The sequence below is a fragment of the Pseudaeromonas sp. HNCC25DJ180 genome, from assembly GCF_055413345.1.
The window spans coordinates 145,619-170,815 of the sequence record NZ_JBVAYF010000004.1 but is presented as its reverse complement, the minus strand read 5'-3'; the positions used below and the strand labels follow the sequence as shown (position 1 = coordinate 170,815).

At 55.6% G+C, this 25,197-nt stretch carries 20 protein-coding genes; 3 read left to right on the top strand and 17 right to left on the bottom strand.

The genetic code is table 11. The features are described 5' to 3' along the window. Window positions 1-37: 37 nt before the first annotated feature. From ACZYTD_RS05155 to ACZYTD_RS05100, 12 genes are all read right to left on the bottom strand, one after another. The gene (locus ACZYTD_RS05155; RefSeq protein ID WP_463889981.1) at window positions 38-1,297 is read right to left on the bottom strand and encodes a capsule biosynthesis protein; all 1,260 of its coding nucleotides are present in this window, start codon (window positions 1,295-1,297) and stop codon (window positions 38-40) included. Between the two features lie 15 nt (window positions 1,298-1,312). Further along, complete coding sequence (locus ACZYTD_RS05150; protein WP_463889979.1) at window positions 1,313-3,340, bottom strand: capsular polysaccharide biosynthesis protein; 2,028 nt, start codon at window positions 3,338-3,340, stop codon at window positions 1,313-1,315. Between the two features lie 51 nt (window positions 3,341-3,391). Beyond that, the gene (locus tag ACZYTD_RS05145; RefSeq protein ID WP_463889977.1) at window positions 3,392-4,954 is read right to left on the bottom strand and encodes a polysaccharide biosynthesis/export family protein; all 1,563 of its coding nucleotides are present in this window, start codon (window positions 4,952-4,954) and stop codon (window positions 3,392-3,394) included. Between the two features lie 84 nt (window positions 4,955-5,038). Next, window positions 5,039-6,244: a KpsE/RkpR family capsule polysaccharide export protein gene (locus ACZYTD_RS05140; protein WP_463889975.1), complete on the bottom strand. Its 1,206-nt coding sequence runs from the start codon at window positions 6,242-6,244 to the stop codon at window positions 5,039-5,041. After that, window positions 6,241-6,897, bottom strand: a complete 657-nt coding sequence (locus ACZYTD_RS05135; protein ID WP_463889973.1) for an ABC transporter ATP-binding protein — start codon at window positions 6,895-6,897, stop codon at window positions 6,241-6,243. The genes ACZYTD_RS05140 and ACZYTD_RS05135 overlap by 4 nt, the downstream gene beginning before the upstream one ends. Next, on the bottom strand, window positions 6,894-7,691 hold the full coding sequence (locus ACZYTD_RS05130; RefSeq protein ID WP_463889971.1) for an ABC transporter permease: 798 nt from the start codon (window positions 7,689-7,691) through the stop codon (window positions 6,894-6,896). Before ACZYTD_RS05130 ends, ACZYTD_RS05135 begins: the two co-directional genes overlap by 4 nt. Beyond that, window positions 7,688-8,686 carry a KpsF/GutQ family sugar-phosphate isomerase gene (locus ACZYTD_RS05125; RefSeq protein WP_463889969.1) on the bottom strand — a complete coding sequence of 333 codons (999 nt, stop codon included), beginning with the start codon at window positions 8,684-8,686 and terminating at the stop codon, window positions 7,688-7,690. The genes ACZYTD_RS05130 and ACZYTD_RS05125 overlap by 4 nt, the downstream gene beginning before the upstream one ends. 631 nt (window positions 8,687-9,317) lie before the next feature. Continuing rightward, window positions 9,318-10,517, bottom strand: coding sequence for an ABC transporter permease (locus ACZYTD_RS05120; RefSeq protein WP_463889967.1), 1,200 nt, complete (start codon window positions 10,515-10,517; stop codon window positions 9,318-9,320). After that, a complete protein-coding gene (locus ACZYTD_RS05115) occupies window positions 10,514-11,725 on the bottom strand; it encodes an ABC transporter permease (protein WP_463889965.1) in 1,212 nt (403 codons plus the stop codon). The genes ACZYTD_RS05120 and ACZYTD_RS05115 overlap by 4 nt, the downstream gene beginning before the upstream one ends. Then, the gene (locus ACZYTD_RS05110; protein ID WP_463889963.1) at window positions 11,722-12,423 is read right to left on the bottom strand and encodes an ABC transporter ATP-binding protein; all 702 of its coding nucleotides are present in this window, start codon (window positions 12,421-12,423) and stop codon (window positions 11,722-11,724) included. The genes ACZYTD_RS05115 and ACZYTD_RS05110 overlap by 4 nt, the downstream gene beginning before the upstream one ends. Continuing rightward, window positions 12,420-13,574 (bottom strand): efflux RND transporter periplasmic adaptor subunit, encoded by a 1,155-nt coding sequence (locus tag ACZYTD_RS05105; RefSeq protein WP_463889961.1) that lies wholly within the window; start codon window positions 13,572-13,574, stop codon window positions 12,420-12,422. Before ACZYTD_RS05105 ends, ACZYTD_RS05110 begins: the two co-directional genes overlap by 4 nt. Before the next feature lie 50 nt (window positions 13,575-13,624). Beyond that, on the bottom strand, window positions 13,625-14,101 hold the full coding sequence (locus tag ACZYTD_RS05100; RefSeq protein WP_463889959.1) for a YaiI/YqxD family protein: 477 nt from the start codon (window positions 14,099-14,101) through the stop codon (window positions 13,625-13,627). 142 nt (window positions 14,102-14,243) lie between these two features. Between ACZYTD_RS05100 and mtgA the strand changes: the two genes are divergently transcribed. After that, window positions 14,244-15,017, top strand: coding sequence for a monofunctional biosynthetic peptidoglycan transglycosylase (gene mtgA, locus ACZYTD_RS05095; RefSeq protein WP_463889957.1), 774 nt, complete (start codon window positions 14,244-14,246; stop codon window positions 15,015-15,017). 56 nt (window positions 15,018-15,073) lie between these two features. On the opposite strand, the gene ACZYTD_RS05090 is transcribed toward mtgA, so the two are convergent. Together ACZYTD_RS05090 and ACZYTD_RS05085 are read right to left on the bottom strand one after the other, a co-directional pair. After that, window positions 15,074-15,406 (bottom strand): hypothetical protein, encoded by a 333-nt coding sequence (locus tag ACZYTD_RS05090; RefSeq protein ID WP_463889955.1) that lies wholly within the window; start codon window positions 15,404-15,406, stop codon window positions 15,074-15,076. 225 nt (window positions 15,407-15,631) lie between these two features. Continuing rightward, the gene (locus tag ACZYTD_RS05085; protein ID WP_463889953.1) at window positions 15,632-17,770 is read right to left on the bottom strand and encodes a methyl-accepting chemotaxis protein; all 2,139 of its coding nucleotides are present in this window, start codon (window positions 17,768-17,770) and stop codon (window positions 15,632-15,634) included. Window positions 17,771-18,139: 369 nt separating this feature from the next. Here ACZYTD_RS05085 and ACZYTD_RS05080 point away from each other — a divergent pair, with 369 nt between their 5' ends. Then, window positions 18,140-20,854 carry a family 14 glycosylhydrolase gene (locus tag ACZYTD_RS05080; RefSeq protein WP_463889951.1) on the top strand — a complete coding sequence of 905 codons (2,715 nt, stop codon included), beginning with the start codon at window positions 18,140-18,142 and terminating at the stop codon, window positions 20,852-20,854. A gap of 103 nt (window positions 20,855-20,957) precedes the next feature. On the opposite strand, the gene cdd is transcribed toward ACZYTD_RS05080, so the two are convergent. The 3 genes from cdd to ACZYTD_RS05065 all read right to left on the bottom strand — a co-directional run bounded on the left by cdd (window position 20,958) and on the right by ACZYTD_RS05065 (window position 22,987). Further along, window positions 20,958-21,848, bottom strand: coding sequence for a cytidine deaminase (cdd, locus tag ACZYTD_RS05075; RefSeq protein ID WP_463889949.1), 891 nt, complete (start codon window positions 21,846-21,848; stop codon window positions 20,958-20,960). Window positions 21,849-21,920: 72 nt separating this feature from the next. Further along, the gene (locus ACZYTD_RS05070; RefSeq protein ID WP_463889947.1) at window positions 21,921-22,622 is read right to left on the bottom strand and encodes an LrgB family protein; all 702 of its coding nucleotides are present in this window, start codon (window positions 22,620-22,622) and stop codon (window positions 21,921-21,923) included. Next, the gene (locus ACZYTD_RS05065; RefSeq protein ID WP_463889945.1) at window positions 22,619-22,987 is read right to left on the bottom strand and encodes a CidA/LrgA family protein; all 369 of its coding nucleotides are present in this window, start codon (window positions 22,985-22,987) and stop codon (window positions 22,619-22,621) included. Before ACZYTD_RS05065 ends, ACZYTD_RS05070 begins: the two co-directional genes overlap by 4 nt. 488 nt (window positions 22,988-23,475) lie before the next feature. Here ACZYTD_RS05065 and ACZYTD_RS05060 point away from each other — a divergent pair, with 488 nt between their 5' ends. Next, window positions 23,476-25,182, top strand: coding sequence for a glycoside hydrolase family 36 protein (locus ACZYTD_RS05060; protein WP_463889943.1), 1,707 nt, complete (start codon window positions 23,476-23,478; stop codon window positions 25,180-25,182). Window positions 25,183-25,197 lie beyond the last annotated feature (15 nt).

Below are 25,197 nucleotides of genomic sequence, written 5' to 3'. Positions count from 1 at the left end.
ATGGGATGCGTGGTGAAGACACTCGGGGAGCGCTGGACTACTGCGGGGCTTGATTGCGGAGTTTATGGGGCGTGACGCAGAGGTAGGTAGGTTGTGGTTCGCTAACCCTGCCTTGCTGGAGATAACGCCAGATAGCGCTACAGGTATAGGCGGTTTCACGATAGAAGCTGCCATTGATCTGGCCATAGTGCAGTAAAAACTGGCGAAATTGGCCAAACAGTTGACGATTGACTGGGGTCGGGTGACACCAGAACTCGTCGAGAGAGCATTGACTGGTTAGGCCTGGAATATCATACAGTGCCTGGCCTAAATTCAGCGTGGGTACGCCTTTGAGCAGGGCTGAGATCCCTACCGTGCTGTTAATGGTGACGAGTCCGCGACACAGAGGATAGAGGGGGGGCAGGGGGAGTTCATGACCATAAAACACCCGATCCCCAATGCCTAATTGCTTACTGAGTGACACGATCAGGCGGCAGTAGTTGATGTGGCCTCTATCCATGGGGTGGTGTTTGAATAACAGGATCTGATCTGTCGGGGCATGGTGGGCGAAAGAGATGATGACTTGACGAATGAAGGCTTGAACGTCGGTAAAGGGGGAGTGTTCCCGGATCTGAAAATCTTCGGCTACCTGTAGTGGGACTAAAAAAATTCTCCCCTGGTACTCATTCATGGTTTGCATGAGCCAGGTATCTCGTACCTGGCAGCGGATCTTGATCCAGCCACTGTTTAACCAGTTGATGGCCTCAGCCAGGAAGGTATGCGGTCTATGGTGGCGATAGTTGCGGAACCGTTTTTTTTGCATCTCCATGGCCAGATAATAGCGCATGGCGTGATAAATCCGGCGAGTAAAGGTGGGGCCAACCGGGGTTACCACCGAAATATCCTCCTCCTGGGGGGTGAGCCAATGGAGGTTGTGACGCTGACTGAACCAGGGACTGTTGGCATTCGTTCCCCCCAGCTCCAGGCTGATGAAATCGGGTCTTAGGTATCCCTCTTCGAAGACCCAGAACGGGATGGACAACCGCTTACAGATTGTCCTGGCCTGTTTATGGTAATAGCGGCAGTCGCCATAGCAAAAGAGGGCGTCGATTTGATGTTGCTTGAGAAAGTGGGACAAGTAGCGAGGCCAGGCTTCTGGCGCTCCCAAATAGGCATAATTTTCCCCCTCACCTTGATAGAGGGCATCACCGCCATTGAAGTGGATCCGATAGACGTTAAGTTCCCGCTTATTCAGAAAATGGGCAAAGTCCCGGAAAAATGGTCCAATTGGTCCCTGTAACAACAAGACATTTTTCATCGGGCCTCCTTATGGTCAACGGGCTAGCAAGGTTTCTAGCAAATAGCCCAGTTTCCGGCCATGGCGGGCAAGTACTCCCTGACGTTTGGCGACATGCGCTTGCCGTTGCTGATTAGCCAAGTGGCTAAATAGCGGTTCCGGCGTAGTAAAGCAGCCAAGTTGCCAATCGTAGTAACGGGGATAACGGCACAGGGTGATGTAGATCAGCGCCTCCAGCGACAGCACGCGATTGCGTCGTGGCAGGGGATAGATATCCCGCGTCAGTCCCCAGCCAGCATAAAAAGGCATGCCCCACACCACGACAGGGCAGTGGCGGATCAGGGCTTCAAACCCGGCCAGCGAGGTGATGGTGTGCAATTCGTCGATCTGCTCCAGACAATCTGGCAGGGAACAGTCGCCCAGTGTCAGATCCACGCACTGACGTAGGCAAGCCTCTGAGACCAGGCACTGGCGATTGCCGTACAACACATCGGGATGGGGTTTGTAGACGATCCAGGCATCTGGCTCTCGCGCTCTGACGGCAGTGAGTAGGGCCTGGGTGCTCTTGATCTTGAGGCTACCATACAAGAGTGAAGCATCATCATCCACCTGACCGACGACCAGCACTATCTTGCGTCCTTCTGCCTGCTCTCTTAGTGGGGGAAGCGCGGGCGAGCTTAGATTATATTTGCTGAGTCGTTGCTGGATCAGGCTTTGACGCAGGGTTTCAGCATGAGCCAACTCAATGCGATTGGGGCTGTAGCTGAACAGAAGTTGCTCCAGTCGGCTCTCTTTTTGTGCGTTGAAATAGATACCTTCCGGATCCAGGATCAAGGAGTGGGGGCGGCACAAGTCAGAGCCCAGTCCCACTGAGCGGATAAAGCCATCTTCCACCCGCCAGGCTTGCTTGATATCGGGATAACGCATCCCCCAGAGCAGCAGTTGATCTCCCTCGTGCAATTGCGCAGGTGGGGCGCTGCAAAATTGCACTCTTTGCGCCATCTGTGCGAAAAAGCGGCGAATAAACAGCTGCTTCCAGCGGGAAAATCCGACGGCATACAGGGTTCCCACGGGTGGTAGGGGGCTGTATTGTGCTTCGATGAGTTCGAGTAAGACCTCGGGTTCGCACTGTGCACCCGTTCGGGGATCAACGTATCGGCAATACTTGATCAAGGTGGCACTGACCAGTTTCAACAAGTTGACTGGGCCCATGCGAGGAGGCATGGCCACTCTGTCATCGGTCAGCCCCCAACCGGCATAGAAAGCAGCGCCAAAGCAGACCACGGGTTTGCCTAGCAGCAGGGCCTCAAAGCCCAGCAGAGAGGAGACGGTGTAGACGGCATCCACCTTTTCCAGCAGGGCATGCGGATGGCAATCGGCATCCAGCAGTTTGGTATTGGCATCGAGCAGCAGATGGCTGAGCATACCGGGACGCCCCTTGAGCAGGGTATCTGGGTGGGCGCGGATCAGCAGCTCGGCATCAGGATGATCTCGCCTAGCACTTGCCAGCATCAGAGCGAAGCGCTGCGGATCAGCCAGGGCTCCGGTTATGGACTCATCACCGGCAATCTGGTCAACCAGCAAGATACGCTTTTTCTCGCCGGCCAGTTGCTGAGCCAAAGCCCTTGGCAGGGCCCTGCTGGGGTATCGGTTATATTTGGTGGCGCCTACTTCACGCCAGCGGCGCAGAAATTGACTGGCTCGAACCATCTCGCTGGCCGTAAACCAGGAGGGCTCCTCAAGCCACTGCTGCAATTCTGAGGGGTGGCGGGCATCGTAATAGATGCCCAGAGGGTCAGCGATGAGCGACAGGGCAAGGCCCCCCGCGGCCGGGTGCCCTAAGTAACCGATGAAGCCATCTTCCAGACGCACCAGAGGCAATTGCTTGGCCTGTGCCCAACGCTCTGCCCTTTGCGTATTCGGCTTGGTACCCCAACCCACCACCCACTCATCAGCCATGACTTGAGACCAGGGCAGAGCGAGGCGTACCGGTTTACCCAAGGCCACCTGTAATAGATGGCGCTTGCGATAAATCCCGGGTGACAGGGTCCAGATCTTACTCATTAGGCCTCCAGCTTGCGTATCTGTCAGGGTCTATTTCCCTGGCCTAGTGAGTTACAGCAGTACCAGTGCGCGAGCCGAGAGCGCTATCTGATAGAAAACTTCGGTAAAGTCTTTGGTGATCTGCAGATTCTTGCTATCGACTTTGGGTACCACAAAAATCTCATCACCTGACAATACCTTGATGCTGTCATCACTAATATCGTCGGCGGGAACCTTGCTGAAGGTACCATCTCGGTGCAGTAACAGGATCCGCGAGCTACCTTCGTTTTGGGTAAAACCGCCCGCCATGTTGATGTAGCCCTCCACGGTACGGGCTGGATCCATCAGAATGGCATTAGGAAATAGCACATCACCATGGACCATGACCAGATTGGTTTTGCGTGGAATACGGATCACGTCATCGGGTTCCAGAATGATTTGGTCTGGATTTTGTCCCTGGGCCAGAACCACTTGACCACGAGGCTCAACCGTTTTGGCTCGAGTGACCCACTTCATTAGCAGGTCCGCTTCACTGGTGCGCAGGGCGGCTTCATCCTTGGTGCTAGAGCGAGCGGTCAATATGCTGGCTTCCAGAGCCTGCAAGGAGGAGTTAAGCATCTCTTTTTGGCGCAGCTTGACGCTCTTGCGGTACAACTGCAGCGAGCTCATATCGGCATCGCCGGTGAGTTGCACCTTATGCAATACATCACCCAAGCGTGCGCCATAAGGCAGGATAAATTCCTGGCTGCTGCTATGTTCCCCCTCCACCCGTACCGCGATAGAGGCATACTTCTTATCTGCCACGACCTCAATACTATCGCCCGCCTGGATGCTGTACTGATTGGCCTGTTGGATCGGTAAATATTCCATGCGAATACTTTCGCCACTATTGCGGTTGATGCGCACATGAGTTGCGTCTGCATCCTGCTGGGCTAACGCGAGTAAATCCGGTAAAGAGATACGCGCATTACGCAGCTCGAAACGGTTGGCGTTGTGCACTTTGCCGGTGACATCGACTCGGTAACGAAGTGGTGAAACGACCAGCGTATCGCCATCACGTAACTGGGTGGGGATCAGTTTGCCTTCCAGTAAGAATTTGTAGAGGTCAAAGCGTGTGACAAGGCGGCCCTTGCGCATCAGGGTGATATCCAGATAGCTGCCCCGATCGGGTGAGATGCCGCCAGCCTTATCTAGGTAATAGAGCACAGAGTCGCCAGATTGACCGGCGTAGAGACCTGGCTGTTTGACATAACCAGTGACAAAGACCTTGACCGGTTGACTGATATCCAAGGTGGCATAGACGCTGACATTCTTCTGATAGATGCGCGTGACTGCCTGGCTCACCACATTGTTGAGCTTGTCATTGGTGATCCCGGCGACCTTGATGGGGCCGACCTTGGGTAGAAAAATGGAACCTTGCTGATCAATGGTCAGATTAGCTTGGTATTCGTAGCCACCCCATAACTGGAGCTGAATCTGATCGCCAATGCCTAACACATAGTTAGGGTTAAACCCACGGAATGACTCCTTGGCAAAATCACCGTTGAACAGCCAATTACCAAAGACAGGCAGCGATGGCGTGGAGATACCCTCTTGTACTTGTGGTACGGGCTCGGCGGGCGGAGCGACATTCATCTCGCCCGCTTGGGCGCAAAGGGTGAGCCCGCAAAGAGCAAGCCAAGTAAGCAGGGCATGTTTGATCACGAAGTACCTCAACGATTAATCCTGATGCTCGCGAATAGTGGCCAACACCATGACCACCAAGCCGTAAAGCAGGCAGAGTACCACACCAATAGTGGCCAAGTTGTATGCCCGGCGAGGATATAGCGCCGATTCTGCCTTCTCGGGTTCGGCCACCACCAGCAAAAATTTCAATTTGCGATAGGCTTCAACTCTGGCCTGCTCCAGGCTGACTAGCCCTGTCTTATAGAGATCGGTGGCGAGCTCGGCTTGCACCTGATAGGTCTGGAAATCGGCGGTGACTTCATTGAGTGCGGGGGCCTGTTTACCCGTCAAGCGCTGTTTCTCTTGCTCCAACTGGCGGGAGAGGGCATCGATGCGATCGCGCATTGCGATGACTTCGGGAGCGGTGGGGTTCATGAAGCTGGTCAGCCGCTTGAGCTCGGCCTGTTGACGCACCAAATCTCCCCCTAGCTCATTGATCACCACCTGAACCGCTTGGGTTTGGATTTCAGGGTTGAGCAACTGATGCTGATTCTGAAATTCGAGTACCTTGCCTCGACTATCTTGTAGGCGGGTGTGAGTGCGCTGGATCTCCTGCTCTACAAACCTGAGCTGCTCGCCAGCCACTTTATGTCCCAGGTGGTTGATCATCCGCTCACTTTTTTCCAGCATCACCTGCAGTATCTGTTGGGCATACTCGGGGGTGAAGGCCTGGATCTGGATGGTCAGCACGCCAGAGCTGTTATCCAGGGAGAGGGTTAGGTGATCCTGGTAATAGTTGAGGAACTCCTCTTGGGTGGCATCATCGGACAAACGAGAAAACCAGTCCGCGCTATGGGATTGATAGTGTTTCTTCAATGCCAGCCGCTCATCCAGAGACTTGAGCATGTCCAACGAGCGCAGGTATTCCTGCACAACCAGGGTATCTTGATTATTGCTACCACCCAGGCCGAGTAAGGCCAGGCTATCGGGTAGGGTGCGCATGGGGTCGGCTTGGCGAATGATCACCTTGGCTTCACTGACAAAACGATCACTGGCTATGGAGGTGTAATAGATACAGGCAAGGAGAAAAACCACAACCACCCAGAGAAAGCTGCCTAACTTGACCATCTGTTTCCAGGTGCGTAGAGCCCGATCCCCGGCGGCACGCAGGCCGCGGGAATCGATGAGAAAAAGTCTGGGGTCTCGTTGTAGTTTGCGTAGCTTGCGTTTTAGCGGGGAGTCGGGTTGGCTTTCACTCATTGACACAATTCCTCATGACGGACGATGGCCTCCTCTATGCTGTCAAACTGCATGAAACGACCAGCATGGAGCACCACGCCCATGTCGCAATGTTGCCGGAGAGTCTTCATATCGTGGGAGACCAGAATAACCCGACTATTTTGCCTTTTTTCGTCAAAGACTTCCTTACACTTCTGCCGAAAGCGCTTATCGCCCACCGAGATAATTTCATCAATGAGATAGACATCAAAGTCGAAGGCCATGCTGACGGCGAAGGCAAAGCGAGAACGCATGCCACTTGAGTACCCTTTTACCGGCAGTTCAAAGGCATTGCCCAGCTCGGAGAAGTCCTGAACGAACTGTTCGATCTTGCTGACATTGTGCATACCATGGACGCGGCAGATGAAACGGCAGTTCTCCCGCCCTGTCATGCTGCCCTGAAAGCCGCCATTGAGTGCCAATGGCCATGAGACACGGCACTCACGTTTGACCCGGCCCTTGTTGGGACTGTCCATGCCACCTAGCAGGCGTAACAGGGTAGACTTGCCCGCGCCGTTGGTTCCCAGTATGCCAATATTGCGATCGGCAGGCAGGTTAACGTCCACATCGCGCAGTACATAGTTACGGCCAAAGCGGGTTGCGTAGTATTTGCTGACATTCTCGAGTCGGATCATGATGAAAGTACCAGGCGATGATGGAACAGACGGTAGGCACTGAAGGCCAGGCAGAGGCAGATCAAGGTGCTGGCAGATAAAAACGACCAGCTAGCCCCACTCTCGGGGTAGTGATTGATCCAGCTAGCGCGAATAAGCTCCAGGGCATGGACCAGGGGGTTCCACAAGAAGAAGGGGTGATACTCTTGTGGAACCATTGATAGCGGGTGGAAGACGGCGGAGATCCACATCAAGGGGCGCATCAGAATGGCCAGGAACTTTTCCGCTTCACCAAACAGGGAGGTGATGATGCAAAACAGCGTGCCCAGGCCAAAACTGAAGAGCAGTAACAGTGACAGCCCGGCCAACATCTCCAGCGGGTTGGTGGGTAGTGCATTGAAGCCAGCCCACAGCAGAGCGACGATCAATATCAGCAGGGTGGCCATACCAATCAGCGACTCCAGCAGGAAGCGCGTAAACAGCGTGGTAAAGGGGGTGACTTGACGGAAGCAAAATAGGTTCTGGTTGGCGCTGACCGCTTTTTGCAGGCGAGAGCAGCAATTTTTAAACAGCAGGAATGGCAGGTAGCCACTGGCAATGAAGACCGGAGCCTCCACATCACCAAACAATTGACGCTGCTTGAGGCCAAACACTATGCAAAACAGCCCGATGGCAATTAGCGGGTCCAGCAGGGCCCAGGCATAGCCCAGGCGATACTCACCATAACGAGTCTTCAGCTCGCGCAGCAGCAGGGCAAAGTTGACATCGCAAAATACTTGCCAGTCAGAACGCTCAACCACACTGCCCCTGTTCATTGGAAGAACTCGACTATGCCGCAGGGACGCTGGGTGCTATCGAGTATCACCAACTGTTTGATCTGCTTTTCACGCATCAGGTGCTCGGCATCGCTCAACATGGCGTGGTCGGGCAGTGTCACCGGGTCAGAGGTCATCACATCGGCGGCGACAATTTTGTCCAGATCGAAGTCAGAGCGCATCATGGCCCGACGCAGATCGCCATCCGTAATGACGCCAAGCATCTGACTATCCCCATCATTGACCACTGCCAGGCCATTACGGGTTTGTGTCATGGCGACAATCACCTCACGCAGCGGGGTGGTGGCGGTAACGCAGGTCAGCTCCTTGCTCATTACATCTTTGACTCGGGTCAGCAACCGACGACCTAGGCTGCCGCCTGGATGGAAACGGGCAAAATCCTGAGGCTTGAATTGGCGCTTGGTGACCAGGGCGATAGCTAGAGCATCACCTATAGCCATGGTGACCGTGGTAGAGGTGGTTGGGGCCAAGTTATTGGGACAGGCCTCACTCTTGATACTGATCTCGAGTACAGCGTCAGAATTTTTGGCCAGGGTGGAGTGGCTGCCCCCTGTGATGCCAATGATCGGATTACCAAAGCTTTTGAGTGACGGTATGAGTTTTAACACCTCATCGGTCTCGCCACTGTTGGAGATGAGGATCACCACATCGTCTGGCGTGATCATCCCCAGATCCCCATGGAAGGCTTCGGCTGGGTGCAGGAAGAAACTGGGCGTGCCAGTGGAGGCCAGTGTGGCCGCAATTTTACGGCTGACATGGCCGGACTTACCCATGCCGCAGACTATGATGTGGCCACGACACGCCAGCATCAGCCCCAGAGCCCGGCGATATTGCAGACGGTTAAAATCATCGGCCAGGGCGCGCAGGGTCTCTGCCTGTTGCAATAAGGTGGCGCGCACTGAGTCGGTGAGGGGGCTCTCAGCAGCATGGTCATAGAAAGGATGGGCAATGACGCGTTGACTTTGTGCATGCATGTTGAGGCTCCTTATTTCGGGGTTCAGGACATTTGCTGATATTCCTGATGGGGCATCAGGTATTAGTCATTCCTGAAGCTGACCCTCATACGATACGTCTAGCGGGGGGGGGCTTCTGGCTGAGTTTTTTATTAATTACTGTCAGAACTGTCAAAACGGGGGCATTTTGTGAGGCATGACGCACTGCAGGGTAAATATGTATTAAGCAGGAGGGTGAATTAATTGAATTAAGCTCCAAATGTGAACCGTTACACCTGTTTTGGTATTAGAAAAGCATGGTGTCGTTATCGAGTCCATCGCAAATAGCTAAAGTTAATCTGATTTATCTCAATGAGTTGTGGTGGCTTAGTCGAGTGGTTTAACCGTGGTTAGGTGGCAATGCGGCTAGATTAAAGTGAGCTGTATCACGCTATGAACGGGTGTTAGGGAATATCTGTGTTTTTATTGTTAATAACAATATCAATACGAGTGGTTTTTTAATCAATGACTATGTGCGTTAATAAATGTACCGACAGTATGCAATAAGACATTTCGTCATGAAAAAGACTAAAAAAGTAGGAATGATTATTTTGTGTGATGGGGCTGGCTATGCATGAGTCCGAACTTAATAACTCAGCAGAGTGCTAGACGCTTACTCACCGCGCAGGGCGACAATCGGGTCTTGGTTCATGGCGCGCAGGGCGGGGGATATGCCGGCCAGCAAGCCCACTAGGGCCGAGCTGAGCAGGGCTAACAGCAGATAGAGAGGGTGTAGGGTCAGCGGCAGGCTGGGCAGCAGCAGGGTGACGCCAGTGCGGATCAGCAGCAGCAAGCCTAACCCCTGCAGACCGCCAAGTAAGGCGAGGGCGATAGCTTCACCGAGAAACAGTAGCAAGATCTGCTGGTGTTGGCAGCCCAGTGCCTGCAGCAGACCGATTTCAGGGATACGCTCCTGCTGGGCTATGCTCATGATACTGAAGATGCCAACGGCACCGATCAGCAAGGAGATGATGCCCAAGCCGCCAATGGCGCCCTTGACTATGTTGAGTATCTTATCCAGGCTGGCCAACATATCCTGCTGTGAATAGAGGGTGAAGTCTTCGCTGCCATGTCGAGCCACCAACTGGTGTTTGATGGCGCGGCTGATCTGTGGCTCGTTGTAGCGCTCTGCATAGACCAGATCTATCTCTTGTAGCCCCTCCTGATTGAATAGCGCCTGGGCGTGAGCGGCCGGGATATAGACCATGTCATCCAGATCAAAGCCCAGAAACTGTCCCTTGGGTTCCATCACCCCCATCACCCGAAAGCGCCGATCTCCGACGCGGATCAAGGTGCCTAGAGCCTCACCCTGACTAAACAGCTCGTTGGCCACCTTGGCCCCCAGTACGGCATAGGCGCGAGGCATGGCGCTGTCATCGGCGGGCAAAAATCGCCCCTGAGCCAGCGTAAAACGCCAGCCCAGGGCGGCCTGATGGTTAGTCCCTAAAATTGCGGTATTGCGGGTTAAACGTCCGGCTCTAACCTCGCCCTGGCCTTGAACCACGGGGATGGCGGCTTCAATACCGGGCAGGCGTCGCAGGAGATCGGCATCGGTCAGCAGCAGAGGTCGGCTGCTGGCCAGTATTCCCTGGGGGCCACCAGCGGTTTCGGTCTTGCCGGGGGAAACGGCGATGAGGCGCGAGCCAAATTGGGAGAAACTATCCAGCAGGTAGAGACGCAGCCCTTCGCCTATGCCAGTCAGGGTGGTTACCGAGGCAATGCCGATGGCAATGCCCAGGGCCGAGAGCAGGCTGCGGGTGCGGCCTGCCATCAGGGCGCGCAGCAACCACAGCAGAAGATCACCCGTTCTCATAACTGTCCACCTCGCAGGCTGGCCACAGGCTCCTTGCTGGCAGCTTGGCGGGCAGGCAACCAGCTGAACAGTAGACCCGTCGCCAAGGCGGCCAGGGGAGCGATCACCGCAGCTAGCGCGGGCACTGTGACTGGAAACGTTGGCCAGAGTTGGGCGGCTATCTCTACGCTACCATAGCCCAGTAGTGAGCCAAACAGAGCCCCGCTGCCGGAGAGCAGCAGAGCTTCACACAGAAATAGTTGCCGGATCACCTGGCTATTGGCGCCCAGGGCCTTGAGTAGCCCGATCTCCCCAGTGCGTTGATGGGTACTGACCAGGGCTAGATTCATCATCATGATGCCGGAGACGAGTAGACTGATAGCGCCGATCCCGGCTACGGCCAGCGTCAGGGTCAGCAGGATGCGGTTGAAGGTCTGCAACAGGGCGTCCCGGCGCATGACGGTTACATCGAGTATCCCCTGATGGCGTGCTTGCATGTGGCGTTCCAGAGTGGCGATGAGCGCGGGAACGGCTTGGCCAGCCAGAGGCTGGATCATCAAACGGAATAAGCCCTGAGTATTGAACAGGGATTGGGCCGCCCCTACCGGAATGAGCGCCGCCTCGCTAAACTCAAAGCCCAGATTGCTGCTGCGGCTGGTAAATAGCCCTATGACTCGAAAGCGGCGATTATCAAAACGCACCCACTGGCCTATGGCTTCGTTCTCACCGAACAGCTCATGGGCGGCCTTGCTGCCGAGCAGGCAAACCGAGAGATCCTGCTGCGGATCGCCGGGGAGCCATTGTCCTTTGAGCAGGGTCAGCTGGTGGGTGTGGCGCATCTCGTTACTGGCACCTAGCACCATGGTCTGGCGCAGATGGGCTCCCTGTTTGGCTTCGCTGAAGCCCATGATCAGCGGCACCAGGCGCAGGGCGGGCACCTTGCGGGCTAGGTAGTTCATGTCTTCGAGGGTGATCTCCCGCAGGCTGTTACCACTGATGGGCGGCATGCCCCCTGTGGTCTCCTTGCGGCCGGGAAACATCACCAGCAGATCCTTGCCCAGGCCACTGAACTCGGCCGCTACAAAGTTGCGAGCCCCTTGGCCCAGGGCGGTCATGGCCAGCACAGAGGCAACGCTCAGGCCGATGGCCAGTACCAGCATGATAGCGCGCCCTCTATGGCGAGTGAGAGCCACCCAAGCAAACTGTAGCTCATCTGCGGGCAGCATCATGGCAAACCAGCGCTCGTGGCTGTGCTCTGGCTATCATACGCTATTCTGCCATCACTCATGCGGATCTGGCGTCTGGCGCGGGAGCCCAAGCGGGCATCATGAGTGACCACCATCAGGGTGATGGCTTGAGTTTGGTTCAGCTGCTCCAGCAGAGCCATCACCTCGTCGCCCGAGTGGCTATCCAGATTACCGGTCGGTTCATCGGCCAGTAGCAGACGCGGCGACATGGCAATGGCGCGGCCAATAGCTACGCGTTGGCGTTGGCCCCCTGAGAGCTGGGCTGGCTTATGTTCCGCCCGATTGCTCAGCCCTAATTCAGCAAGCAGCTCATTGACGCGGGGGCGCCGGAGCTTGGGGGCGACCCCTGCCAGCATGAGCGGCAGCTCGATATTTTCCCGGGCGCTCAGGCGAGGGATCAGATGAAAGGATTGAAAGACAAAGCCGATGCTGTGACTGCGAAGGTCAGCCAGCTGGCTCTCATTTAGCCCGGCCGTATCTCTACCGTCTAGCAGATAGTGACCCGAGTCCGGCCTGTCCAGTAGCCCAAGCACATTGAGCAGGGTGGATTTACCCGATCCAGAAGGGCCCATCACCGAGACATACTCGCCGGCGGCAATGGTCAGGTCTATCTGCTCCAAGGCATGAACCTCTTGCTCGCCAAGCAGAAAGTGACGTTCGATCCCGACGAGCTGGATCATGGCTGGCGACTCTTCTGGGATTCAGCCGCCGGTTGCACCAAGAGGTCGGGGGTAAAGGCTATTTGGCCCGGCTGCACCACCAGTTGGTCCTTCGGCTCGAGCCCGGCTTTAACCTCAAGCCAGTTCCAGTTTTCCAGGCCAAATTCGGGGCTCACTAATTCAAGATGCTTGCCGCGCAGGCGCAGCACCTTGCCATCCTCCCGGCGGGCCTCGGCAGGCAGTCGCCATACCTGATTGCGGCGGGCGACTTCTACCTCTACATCGGCACTGTAGCCGATAAGTAGGGGCAATTGAGTTGGCCGAGGGGTGAACTCGGCCTCGATCTCCACGGTTCTGGCCTGCTTCTCAACCTCTTTGACATAGGGCGCAATCCGGCGCACTCGGGCGGGAAAACGCTGGCCTGGCAGGGCATCGAGCAAGATGACCGCGGCTTGGCCCACGCTCAGCCGGGCGGCATCGACCTCATCTATCGGGGCCGAAACATAGAGGCAGCTATCGTCGATGAGGTCGATGACTGGCGGCATGGCAACACCCGGCGGCGAAGGGGTCATGTATTCGCCGAGCTTGCTGTTTACTTCGGCTATGACGCCACTGAAGGGGGCGCGCAATTCACTTTGACTCAGCCGGGCTTGGGTAGCGGCAATGAGGGCCTGATCGACGTGGGCTTGTTCCGTGGCAGCCAGACAGGCGAAGCGGCTGTGAGCGGCCAGGGATTCTGCCTGCTCGCTCAGGGTTTTGGAGGTCAGATCCCGGGCGCGTAGGCTGGCCAGCCGCGCCGCTTCCCGCTGATGAAACTCGGCCTGAACGCAACTTTGCTCTTTGAGTACTCGATTGAGGGCGGCTGAGGCCTTGGTGCGGGCGAGCTCAGCCTGCAGATCCTGGTTCCACAGCGTGAGCAGCGGCTCGCCTTGCTGAACCTTGTCGCCGGCGGCCACCCGGATCTGCTCCACCACGCCGCCCATGGGCAAGCTGAGCCCGGCACGCTGGCAAGACTTGATGGTGCCGGCCCGGGTATTGACCACACTGCTGATCAGGTCGCCACGGCTAGGGTGTACCCAATCGACGGTTAGCGGCGTGGGCATCAGCCACCATGCCCCCAAACTCAGGGTCGCGGCTACGGCAATGCCAAGGCCTATCCACTGTTTTTTCATCTTCATCCTGGTTTATCGGTTGTCCTTGCCCTGGGGAGTCTGGCCTTGGGTTAACTAGGCTGCTTGGTGGCGCCAAGACGGCGCTGAGCCTCCACCAACCAACGATCCAGGGCATTGGCAAATTGCTGTTTATCGGCCTGAGCCATGGTAGCAGGCCCGCCACTTTGAATTCCGGAGCTGCGCATCGTATCGAGAAAATCGCGGATCGCCAGACGCTCGCCTATGTTGGCTTGGGTCATGGGTTGACCCCGAGGTGTCAGCACCGCGACCTCCTTGGCCAGCAGTCGGGCGGCCAGCGGAATATCGGATGAGATGACCAGATCGCCTGGCTGCGCCTGCTCTACCAGATAATCATCGGCCTCATCAAAGCCACTGGATACCCGTACGCTACGGATGAGCGCCGAGGGTGGCGTACGTAGCGGTTGATTGGCGACCAAGATCAGCGGGGTGCGGGTGCGCTCCGCGGCGCGATACAGCATCTCTTTAATTACAACCGGACAGGCATCGGCATCAATCCAGATGGTCATAGCACCTCCTTATGGTGAGTGGTGCATGCTATCACGTTCAAGGATGGGGCTATGGGGGCTGATTGCTTAGGCTTGCCCTCTTTCGTTACAATCACGGCTCGTTTTCTGCTCCCCACAGGTTTGTTATGAGAACAGGTTTGTTATGAGATTGCTGGCTCACTTCTTGCGCATCATGGGCCGCTTGCCACTGATAGGGCGCTTTATGCCGCGACACTGGCGCAAGATCCGCATTAAGCATCTGCTTTTGGGCTTGCTGGCTTGCTACCTGTTCTGGAATGTCTGGATTTTCACGCATATCGTCTGTTGGCGTTGGGTTAACCCCGATATGACCAGTTTCATGAGCGAGCAGTTGACCCGGCTGCAAGATGATGATCCCAATGCCGAACTGAAGTACCAATGGGTTCCATATGGCAAGATATCGCGACATATGAAACGGGCACTGCTAGTGGCGGAGGATGCCAAGTTTGCCGACCATGATGGTTTCGACTGGGAAGGGATGCAGTACGCCTGGGAGAAAAATCTGAAGAAGGGGCGGATAGTGGCAGGGGGCTCCACCATCAGCCAGCAACTGGCCAAGAATCTGTTTCTCTCTTCTAGCCGTACTCCTTGGCGTAAGCTGGAGGAGGCGCTGATCACTGTGATGCTCGAAGCCGTGTTGGATAAGCAGCGTATTTTTGAGATCTACCTGAATGTGATTGAGTGGGGGAATGGTCTGTTTGGTGTCGAGGCGGCGGCGCGCAAATATTACCGTATGCATGCTAGTCAATTGACCCCCTCTCAGGCGGCGAAGCTGGCCGCCATGGTGACCAACCCCCGTTACTATCAGCTTCACCTGACCGATCGCCGCTTGCTGCGCAAGGCGAGTATCATACAGCAGCGCATGACTCAGGCCGACTTGCCGCAACCTGGTCAGTAAGGCGAAAAAGAAAAAAGCCCGTTATGCAACGGGCTTTTTCTTTGGTCAAACCGCTATCACGGCTCGGTTGGGTCATCAACAGGAGGCGCATCCCCTGGGGGAGGCTCAATACCCTCTGGCGGCGGCATACGCTCTGGCCGACAGGCTAGGGCCGTTTCCTGCTGCTTGTTTTTCACCGCAACACAGCTCCCCTCTAACACCTGATTATTAGGCGTTGTGACGGTGCAGGGATCCTGTGCGATGAGATTGCTGCAGGCTGTATAGGCTTCTTTGGGTGGCTGGGGTGGGTGTGCCTGTCTATCTGTTTCGGCAGCCAGCAGCAGGGTGGGGCTGAGTAGGGGGAACAGTAACGCCAACCAGCAAGAACGGATGCGGGGTATTGTGGTCATAGTGGTTTGATCTCAAGCTAACCTCGGGTAAACACAAGCCTACGTCAGCCGGTAAATAGTGGCTGGTGGGTTTGCATAGATTTACTTTTTGCTCACCCAGATAGTGGTTACTTGAGTTCAATTTACGTTTTCTTGCGCCGCGAATACCTTTGACGCCGTCAGTTTGCGAGCGAGAAGGAGGTTTCCCCCCTTCTCGTCGTGCCACTTTGGGTTGTCAGAGGAAGGCTATACCTTAAACTGATTGACCAACTGCTGTTGCTGGTTGGCCAAGGCCTGCAAACCCTCGAGCATCTGGTTAGATTCATCTGCTGCTAGGGTTACAGTTTCACTGGCCTTACGGATGTTGTTGACGTTTTCACTGATCTCGCCACTGACTTGGCCCTGCTCTTTAACGGCTATCTCAATCTGATTGCTCATCTCTTGGATAGTGGCGATGGCTTGGGTGATCTGCTCAATCACTACTACCGCCTGCTGTGCATTTTGATGAGTGACATTGGCTTGTTCATGGCTGGCGATAATGGCACTCACCACCTGCTCAGTACCCGATTGCAGGTTGCCTATCACCTGCCGGATCTCAACCACTGAGTCCTGAGTGCGGCGGGCGAGATTGCGGACTTCATCGGCGACTACCGCAAAACCTCGCCCTTGCTCACCGGCTCTGGCGGCTTCAATGGCGGCGTTTAGAGCCAGCAGATTGGTTTGTTCGGCGATGGCGGTGATCACTTCCAGTATTTGACTGATGCTGTCACTGTTTTCGGCTAGTGCCTCAACCTCAGGTTTGGCTGAGCTGATGTATGCCATCAGTTGAGACATGGCTTTCTGAGTCCCTTCGACAACTAACTTTCCCTGTTGGGCTGACAATTCTGCACTGTCCGCCGCGACTACTACGCGATTGGCACTCTGGGCTACTTCGGCGGAGGTTTGGTGCATCTCTTCAAAAGCCGACGCAACCAGATCGATCTCATTGAATTGAGCCTGCAGGGCCTGGCTGCTTTGGGATGAGAGGCTCCGGCTTTGCTCTGTCATCTGATGGCTCTGGTGGGTTGAGCTCACTATTTGGCGAACTGTGCTATGCAGTTTATCGAGAAACGCATTGAACCAGTTTGCCAGTTCACCCAACTCATCATTGCGCTGCAGGCTGATCCTTTGGGTCAGATCCCCTTCGCCTTGGGCAATATCCCGTAAACGATCGACCACCCGACGTAAGGGGGTGGCGATCTGGCGGGCGACAAACCAGAAAATAACGAGACCAAGCATACCTATGATGAGGGCACACAGTACCAGTTGGAACGTGGTCTCTTCGAGTTGAAGGGAGAGTTTGTCCGCTAACTGGGTGGCTTGATGCAGCACTGTGGCGGCGGGCATGGTGATGATCAGCGCCCAGGTTGTCTCTGCACCCTGCATCTGGATTGGCATGACGATGCGTAGCATCCCTGCTTGCCAACGGGTTTGCCGTTGTTTGCTCTGGAGCAGGGGCAAGATCTCCTGCTGCAGTTTAGGATCCTGTTTTTGTAGCAGAGCCCCGCGTTTGATGTTTGTTTGAGTCGTTCCGGCCACTATGCCATGTTGGCTGACCAGCAAGACGTTGCCTGCGCCGCCAAACATTTGTTGGTTCATGCTCTGGACCAAGTGTTGCAGATGCTCCAATTCGATATCAAGACCGGCTATGCCTATCAGCTTATTCTCACTGAGGATGGGGACCGTCACTGAGGTCATGAGTTTGGCAGGTGTAATGGCTTCATCGAGATAAGGGTCCAGCAGGCAGGTCTGTTTCGCCCGTTGGCTGCATTGCAGCCATTCGGTATTGGCGATCCCGTTCTCATCTATGCTGGTATCTGATAATTCTTTTTCGCCGATGGTTTCTAATACCAGTTCATGCTTGGCATTTCGTGTCCAGTAGAGGGCGGCGCGGCCTTTGTCATTGGCGCCTAAGTTGGTTGAGCCCACATAGTTGGCATCTTCGGAGTCGAGGGCATCGGGGAGATAGACGGCATAACCGGCCAATATATGGTCAGCGTGTTCTACGGTAGCGCGCATGGTCTGGTTGATGGCACCACGTAGCACTTCGCTACTGAGTAGGTTCTCTTCGGCGTAATATTTTTGAAATTGCAGGGCTTGGACCAGCATTTGACCGCGGATCACCGCATCGTTCAGATAGCTGACTACGCGTGCCGATTCGGCTTCAGCCTGTTGCGTCAGATTTTGTTCGGCGTTGCGTTTGAGTTCATCACTGGCCTGAGTGACCACCATTTGATTGGTGCGATAGGCTGCACTCAGTGCCAGGCCTGTCAACACAGTGGTAGAGAGCAGTAAGCAGGTTCCTGCTAGCAGAGATATCTTCCATTGTATGGAGAGAGCACGCATAAATTTCCCTAAATGCATAATCCTTGATGAATGGAGTGTATATTCTAATTCGCAAATTTGAATAGAGGGTGGACAGATTTTTTTTGATATAACCTATTGAGAAATATAATTTTAATGACAAAACTTCCGCAAAGTCTAACATGGGGCTAGATTGGGGCTGACTTATGTTCCAAGGCCGGAAATAGTCAAAACTGCCACTTCTATTTCTGAAATTCGGTATAGGATGGTGACGGGGTAAGATTGAAAAATGTGTGATGAATCACATTATCCCGTACTGAAAAGCATATCAGGTTTGCAGTTTGTTCCCCAAGACGGGAAAACCACAGCGGACATTCCCGTTGCCATGCGTCACTATGGCCAGAGAGACATATGAATAGTATCAAGTCACCCCTGCAGGTCTGGGTTCACCTAAGCGCCGATCTCACACGTAATATTCTGCAGCTTCCAGCTACGCCTGAACAGTTCCAAGCCTTACAACAGAAGCTCAGACGAGCCCGGCAGGCTGGTGTCGATGGCATCATAGTTCCGATCAGTTGGCGCCATGTCGCGCCTTTCATTCCGGAACAGGTGGAGCAAGCCGCTTCCTGGCAGGCCTATCACCAACTCTTTACCCTGATCCGAGCTGAGGGGTTACAGATCATCCCCGATCTCTCCTTAGTCGCCCGCGGTATGAATGATGTGCGTTACATGAGCCTGCTGCCGGATTGGCTATGGGGCCGTCTGCAGCAAGAGCTCCCCTCCCAGATGCCATTGGATAGTCTGAAATATCTGGATCAGCATGGGCGCGATAGCATAATGGCGACCTCGCTCTGGGCTTCTGAATTGACCATTCCCTACTTCCGTCAGTTTATGCAGGGCTTTGCCGAGCACATGGTGGAGTTTGCCGATGGGATCCGTCATCTGCAGTTAGGTATAGGTCCGGAAGGTGAGTGGCGTTATCCCTTCATCGGACATTACGCTGAAGCTGGACTGTCGGCCTACTTTCCCTGTTACAGTCAACGGGCACTCGGCTTGTTTGCTGAAGCCATGCTGGCCCAGTATCAGAGTCTTAGTCAGTGGCAGCAGGCTTGGCACTGCCCTGAGCTGGATCTGCGCCTGCCGGCTGTGCTCAAACCCGTGGTGGTCGGGATCACCGAGCGGCTGCTGACGACTGAGGCTGGTGCGGCTGAGCGTGATTTTTGCCACTGGTATCATGACTCTCTGGTGGGGTATGGCCGCCAACTGTTGCAGTTGGCCCATGAGGTGTTTCAGCTGCCTTGGCTCAATGCCACGCTAGGTGTCAGAGTGCCCGGCCGCTTGCCGCGTCTGGTACAGGCCGAGAGTGCGTTGGCTGAGTTAGTGGCCGGGTTTATTGCCGAGCCGAACTCCCATCAGGCACGCAGTGCCCTGTTCGCCCAGACCCTGGAGCAGTTGGTTCCGGTGGCATTGCGGGGCCGTTGCCGCCTGCTGTTGACGGGGGCGGGGGTTCATCACGGGGAGAGTGAACCGGCGTTGCTGGGGGATTGGCTGGCGGCAGCCAAGCAACTCAGCCTACCCGTGCTGGCGGAGAACAGTCAGCGTCTGAGCTTGGACGACCATCCCCAGTGGGATCATTTGATTGGCTCCGTGCTCAATCATGCCAGCTACTGTGGCTGGGTCATTCGCGATCTGGATGTGTTGCTCAGTGCCGGAGTCGGGGAGGCGCGCTTGCGTCAACTCACTCGGCTGCGCCATGGGCAGGGACAAGTCTCGCGCCTTAGCCACAAGGCGTTCCGGGTGATGGGCCCCCTGCATCTGAAGGTGGCGAACCAAAGACAATTGCTCTCTGAGGCCGAATGGCGCCGTTTTGCCGATGAGGTCCGAACGCTGCGCCGGATGGGGGTCACCGCCATCTCCACCGATCTGTGGTGGGGGCTCATAGAGGGGCGTCAGGCCGGACAATTTGACTGGAGCTACTACGATCGGGTGGTGGCGCTGTTGGCTCAGCATGACATGCAGTGGGTGCCTATCCTCTCGTTCCACCAGGCGGGAGGCAACGTCAATGATGACTTCATGCAGACCATACCGCTTTGGCTGTGGGGCAAACTGCTGGAGAGTCATCCTGAGCTTAGCTCGGTGCGTGATCTGCAATATGTGAGCGAGACGGGCGATGCCTCCATGGAGTATGTCTCCTTGTGGGCGGATGAGTATGTGATGCCCTATTACCAGCGCTTTATCGCCGCCTTCCGCGACCACTATGCACCGCGCGCAGGCATGATTGCCGAGATCAACGTCAGCTTGGGACCGGCCGGCGAGCTGCGCTACCCTAGCTATAACTCCCATGATTGGGGTAACTACCCCAATCGCGGTACCTTGCAGTGTTATAGCCCCTTGGCCGAGCAGGACTGGCGCCGTTATCTGGTGAGTCGCTTCGGCACTATCCAGGCCTTGAACTATGCCTTCGGTACGCGTCACAGCCAATTTGACGCCATCAGTATGCCGGTGGCTGATCATCTGTTTGAGAACAAGGAGTATGTCTACTCGGCTTGGGCTCGGGAGTTCCTCTGCTGGTATCACGGTGCCTTGGTGAGTCACGGTCGTCGTATCCTGGAGATGAGTCTGGCCCTGTTTGACAACGATAGCTGGCGCACCATTCCTGTGGGTGTCAAGGTGCCCGGCATCCATTGGGAGATCAGCGACCCGAAATCGCCTCGGGTGGCCGAAATCACCGCGGGTCTGATCAAACCCCATCCCACCCTTGGCCCCCATAATCAGCGGGAATATGTGCAGTTACTGGAACAACTGGTGCCCTCGGAGCAGCGCTCCCGGGTGGCGTTGCACTTCACCTGTCTGGAGATGATCAACAAGGATTACGAGGGCTATTCCCGCGCCGCTGATTTGGTGGGCTGGTTTGCCGATGCCGCCCATGAGCTGGGCATAGCCTTGATGGGCGAAAATGCCCTGGCGGGTGAGTTGTATGGGGAACAGGGCTGGAAGCAGATCGCCTCGGCCCTGCATCGTACCCCCGGTTTTGGTGGCATTACCTTCCTGCGGATGCAGAACTTCTTCGATGAAGACAAGACGCCACGAGAGCGGCTGCAATGGCTTATTAACCAGTTCCAGTAAGGGGATAGTTGAGCTGCGAATAGAGAAAATAGACTGGTTAATCCAGTCTATTTTTTTGCCTTGTTAACGCGCTTTCTCTGCGCTCTTGTGAGCAGGGGGTAGGTTAGAGGGCTAGATAGCTCAACTCATGGATGCCATAGGCTGCGAGCAGCATCTCTGTGCTATGGCGATGACTCAATTGCCCCTCTTTCGCTTCGACCAAGGCGGCAAGACGCACATCTTCTGGGGCATAACCGGCCATCCGTAATAGGCTCAAGGCCGATTGCAGCGGGGGAAGGCTGGGATTAAAGGCGGCATTCTCGGCATAACGGCCGACAAAACAGCGGCCATCACCGCACTGCAGGGCAACTCCGGCATGACTCTGGCTATAAGGGGCATAGCTCAGGGTGGCGGCTTGTTGCGCCAACTGTAGCAGGGGATCCGCTTCGGCTGGGGGTACTGGGGGTAAGGGGTGCACCTGTGGGGTGAGCAGCGTATCTGTGATAGCCAACTCGGTTGGACCAAAGGCATAGGGCAGCAGCTGCTGCAGGGTATATCTGCCCGTTGGCAGGTAAATGGCCAACCCTTGGCTCGAGTTGAGCTCATTCATGAACTGGCGACAGTGACCGCAGGGCGAGGCGTTGATGGTGATGCCCAGCACGGTTGTCTCGCCATGCAACCAGGCATGATTGATGGCGCTCTGCTCGGCATGTATCGTTTGCCCCAAGGCTTGATGGCTGAACTCCATATTGGCCCCTAGGTAGCAGGTTCCTGATCCCCCCCAGGCAATCGCGCCTACCTGAAAATGGGAGAGAGGAGCATAGGCATGGCAGGTGGCCAGCGGCAACAGCGCCAGAGTGAGCTCCCGTTTATCCAGGCCACTCACATGGCTTAGTTCGTGCAATAGCTCGGGTGGGAGCATGGTGATGGAGTGGTGGCTTGACCACTGCTCAAGTACTGGGCGCAGGCTGCTGGGCAGCTGAGCCATGGTATGACGCAAGGGTATCGGCATCATTCACTCCTGACGACTCTGCGGCTCACTCTGAGTGTGCTCCATATGTCGCCCACTCACTCTATGTCTACGTTGCTAACCGGCGAACCACTGTTGGAGCAGGTGATAACCAGCGAAGAGCAGGGGAGCCAGTATGGCGGTCAGCAGACCACATGCCACCATGGCCAAGGAGGAGAAGGCGCCCTGACTGATCCCGCGTTCTGCTGCGGCGGCCGTCCCCACGGCGTGCGAACAGGCGCCCATAGCGAGCCCTTGTGCTTGGGGATCGGTCACACCAAACAACTTCAGCAGAGGAAAACCCACTACGGCGCCAAGAATCCCCACCAGTACGACTATGGCGGCGGCGATGGCGGCTATGCCCCCCAGGCTGGTGCTGACACTCATGGCCAGGGGTGTGGTAATGGAGCGGGTGGCGATGGAGCTGATGATCTCAGGCGGTACTGGCAGCAGGCTGCAGGTGATAAAGGTGAGCAGTACGCTGATGAGAACCGACACAGTACAGCACAGCAGTATCGGTTTGAGACGAGCGCGGATCTGCCCCAATTGCTGATAGAGCGGGATGGCCAGCGCCACCACGGCGGGCTCTAGCAGCAGGTGTATGGGTCTGGCTCCGGCTTGATAGTCAGCTAAGGAGAGACCGAAGTAGCTGAGCAGAGCCATGATCAGCAGCATGGGAATAAGCACGGGGTTGATAAAGGGCAAGGGCTTCAGACGATAGAGGGCGCGGGTCAGCCAGTAGAGCAGCAGAGTCAGGGGGATTGCCAGATAGAAGATCATCGATTCATCCTTTGGTAGAGACGGCCCACTACTAGCAGGATCAGCGCTATCCCCAGCAGCACATTCAGCATGATAACGCCAAGCGATGCCATCACCGTATCCAGATAGGCCAATAGACCAACCGCGACCGGAATAAACAGCAGGGCCATGTGGCGTAGCAGCAGGCCGGCAGAAGCTTCTATCCAGGGTAAGCGGATCAGTTGAAAATTGAGCAGTAAGAAGAGGATCAACATACCCAGTATGCTGCCGGGAAACGGGAAGGGGAGTAGGGTCGCGATGAGTTTACCCACTCCCAGACAGGCCAGTATGATGGCAAAGCTGAGCAGATAGGCGCCGAGTTGTCGTACTCGCGGGTGTCTGTACATGAGTGAAACAATCCAAAAATGGCGATGATGTCACACTTTACCACGTTATCGACTCTTCGACAGAGGATGATAGCGTTATCAAGAGGGGAGCGGTTCAGCTTGTGTTGGCAAAACCCTGCTAGAGTCTTTGATAGGCAACGTAAGTTTGGGGTGGATATGTCGGGATACAACATGGCGAACGTACTGTGGGTAAGGAGTGGCAAAAGCCGAAATGGGTAAGGGCGAGTCGGTGTATTGACTCGCCCTTACTTTTTTTCGCTGCTATAGAAGCAGTATTCCGCATCGTACATGAATTAACTCTATGAACGCCGACCCCCAGAATAGCGGTCGTCTGCTCGCTACCTAATGAAGAAGTCCGAATCTAAGTAGCAATTTAAATATAGTCTATTTTTGACTGAGTAAAGGTCGTAGCTAAAAAAAATTTTGCAAGGGTGCTGCCGTTTGAATGGCGGCAATGTCATCGGCAAATAGTTAACAGGATCAAATAGATGAAAACGAAACAAGAGACTTGGCGTCAGGCTCTGGTCAGCTATCAACCCGGAGACGGCTTGCTGAGTAGCCCGGCCTGGAGTGATGGCGAATTTGTCGCCCGCCTGGATAACATAGGTGGTCAGGCTAGGCGTCTTCCCAGTTGGCTGTTGTTTGATGGCATGGTGGCCGCGCCGGATACGCCCATCTACGGTGAAGGCTTTCAGATGCTGGCGCAAAGTGGTGGGGTATGGGGGGCGCCCGAGGCGATCGGACGTTGTCCCGATGCGAGTGTGTATCGCATCACAGCCGATGAGCAGTACCACACAGTGCATAATCTGTTGCTGTATCGGCAGGAGGAGCAGTGGTGTCTGTTGGGCTTTACGAGTTGCCAGCGCTTTGGTGGCGAGTTTCGGCTCTTCCCCAGTGGCCGTTTGCAGATCCTGATGAACAGTGAGGGCTTGTGTCTGGGGGCGGGGCAGCACTGGCTAAGTGAATCTTTGGTGGTGTTATGTGGCCCCCAGCGGGAGACCTTGCTGGAAGACTATGCCGCCCGAATTGCTCGCCATCATCCACCCCTTGCGACTCAAGCGCGGGCTACCGGCTGGTGCTCCTGGTATCACTACTATGCTGAGGTAACCCGGCAGGATATTGTCGAAAACCTGCAGCAGATGGCGGCCCATTTTCCGCATTTCCAGTTTGTACAGATTGATGATGGGTATCAGCGGGCCATGGGCGACTGGTTAGTACCCGCGGAGCAGTTTACTGGGGGCTTATCCTCCCTGGTGGCGACTATTCATGACGCTGGTTTTGAGCCGGCACTCTGGGTGGCCCCCTTCATTGCCGAACCTGGCTCCCAGTTGTTTCGAGATCATCCCGACTGGTTTGTAAAAAATGAGCAGGGTGAACCCTTGCCTGCAGAGAAGGTCACCTATGGGGGCTGGCGCTGCACCCCCTGGTACGTGTTGGATGGCACTCATCCACAGGTGCAAACTCACCTGCGACAACTATTTCATACGCTACGCCATGAGTATGGCATTCGTTATTTCAAGCTGGATGCCAACTTCTGGGGGGCAATCCACGGTGGGCGGTTTAGCAATCCGCAAGCTACCCGAGTCGAAGCCTATCGGCAGGGAATGGCTGCCATATATGAGGGGGCCGGAGCGGACAGCTTCCTGCTCGGTTGCAATGCGCCGTTTTGGCCATCGCTGGGACTAGTACATGGTATGCGTGTGGCTGATGATGTGGAGCGTAGCGGTCATCGTATTCGGCAGATCGCCCGTGAGATCTTCTGTCGTAGCTGGCAGGCCGATCATCTCTGGCAACTGGATCCGGACTGTTTATGCTTGCGCAATATTCCCGGGCAAGAGGCGTCGACGGCTGAGTACAGTTTTCATGCAGCAGCACTGGTGGCCTGTGGCGGCATGTTACTGTTAGGTGATCGTCTGTTGGATCTCAATGATGAGCAGAGGGGGCTTATCGATAAGCTCTACTCGTTGGCCGCGGCCAAGGTGCCGGCCGCGCATTTTGCTGACGACCATCTTGAGGAGGGGAAAATTCCATGGAACGACGGGACGCTGCACTGTTTTTTCAACTGGCAAGCTGAGCCGCGTACCATACTGTTACCCAGTGGCAGTCGTGACTTTTGGCGCGATACCCTATTCACGACAGCCTCCATCACGCTGGCGGGCTACGCCGGCTTGGTCGTCTGGAGTCCAGAGGCATAAAGCGGAATGGGTTAA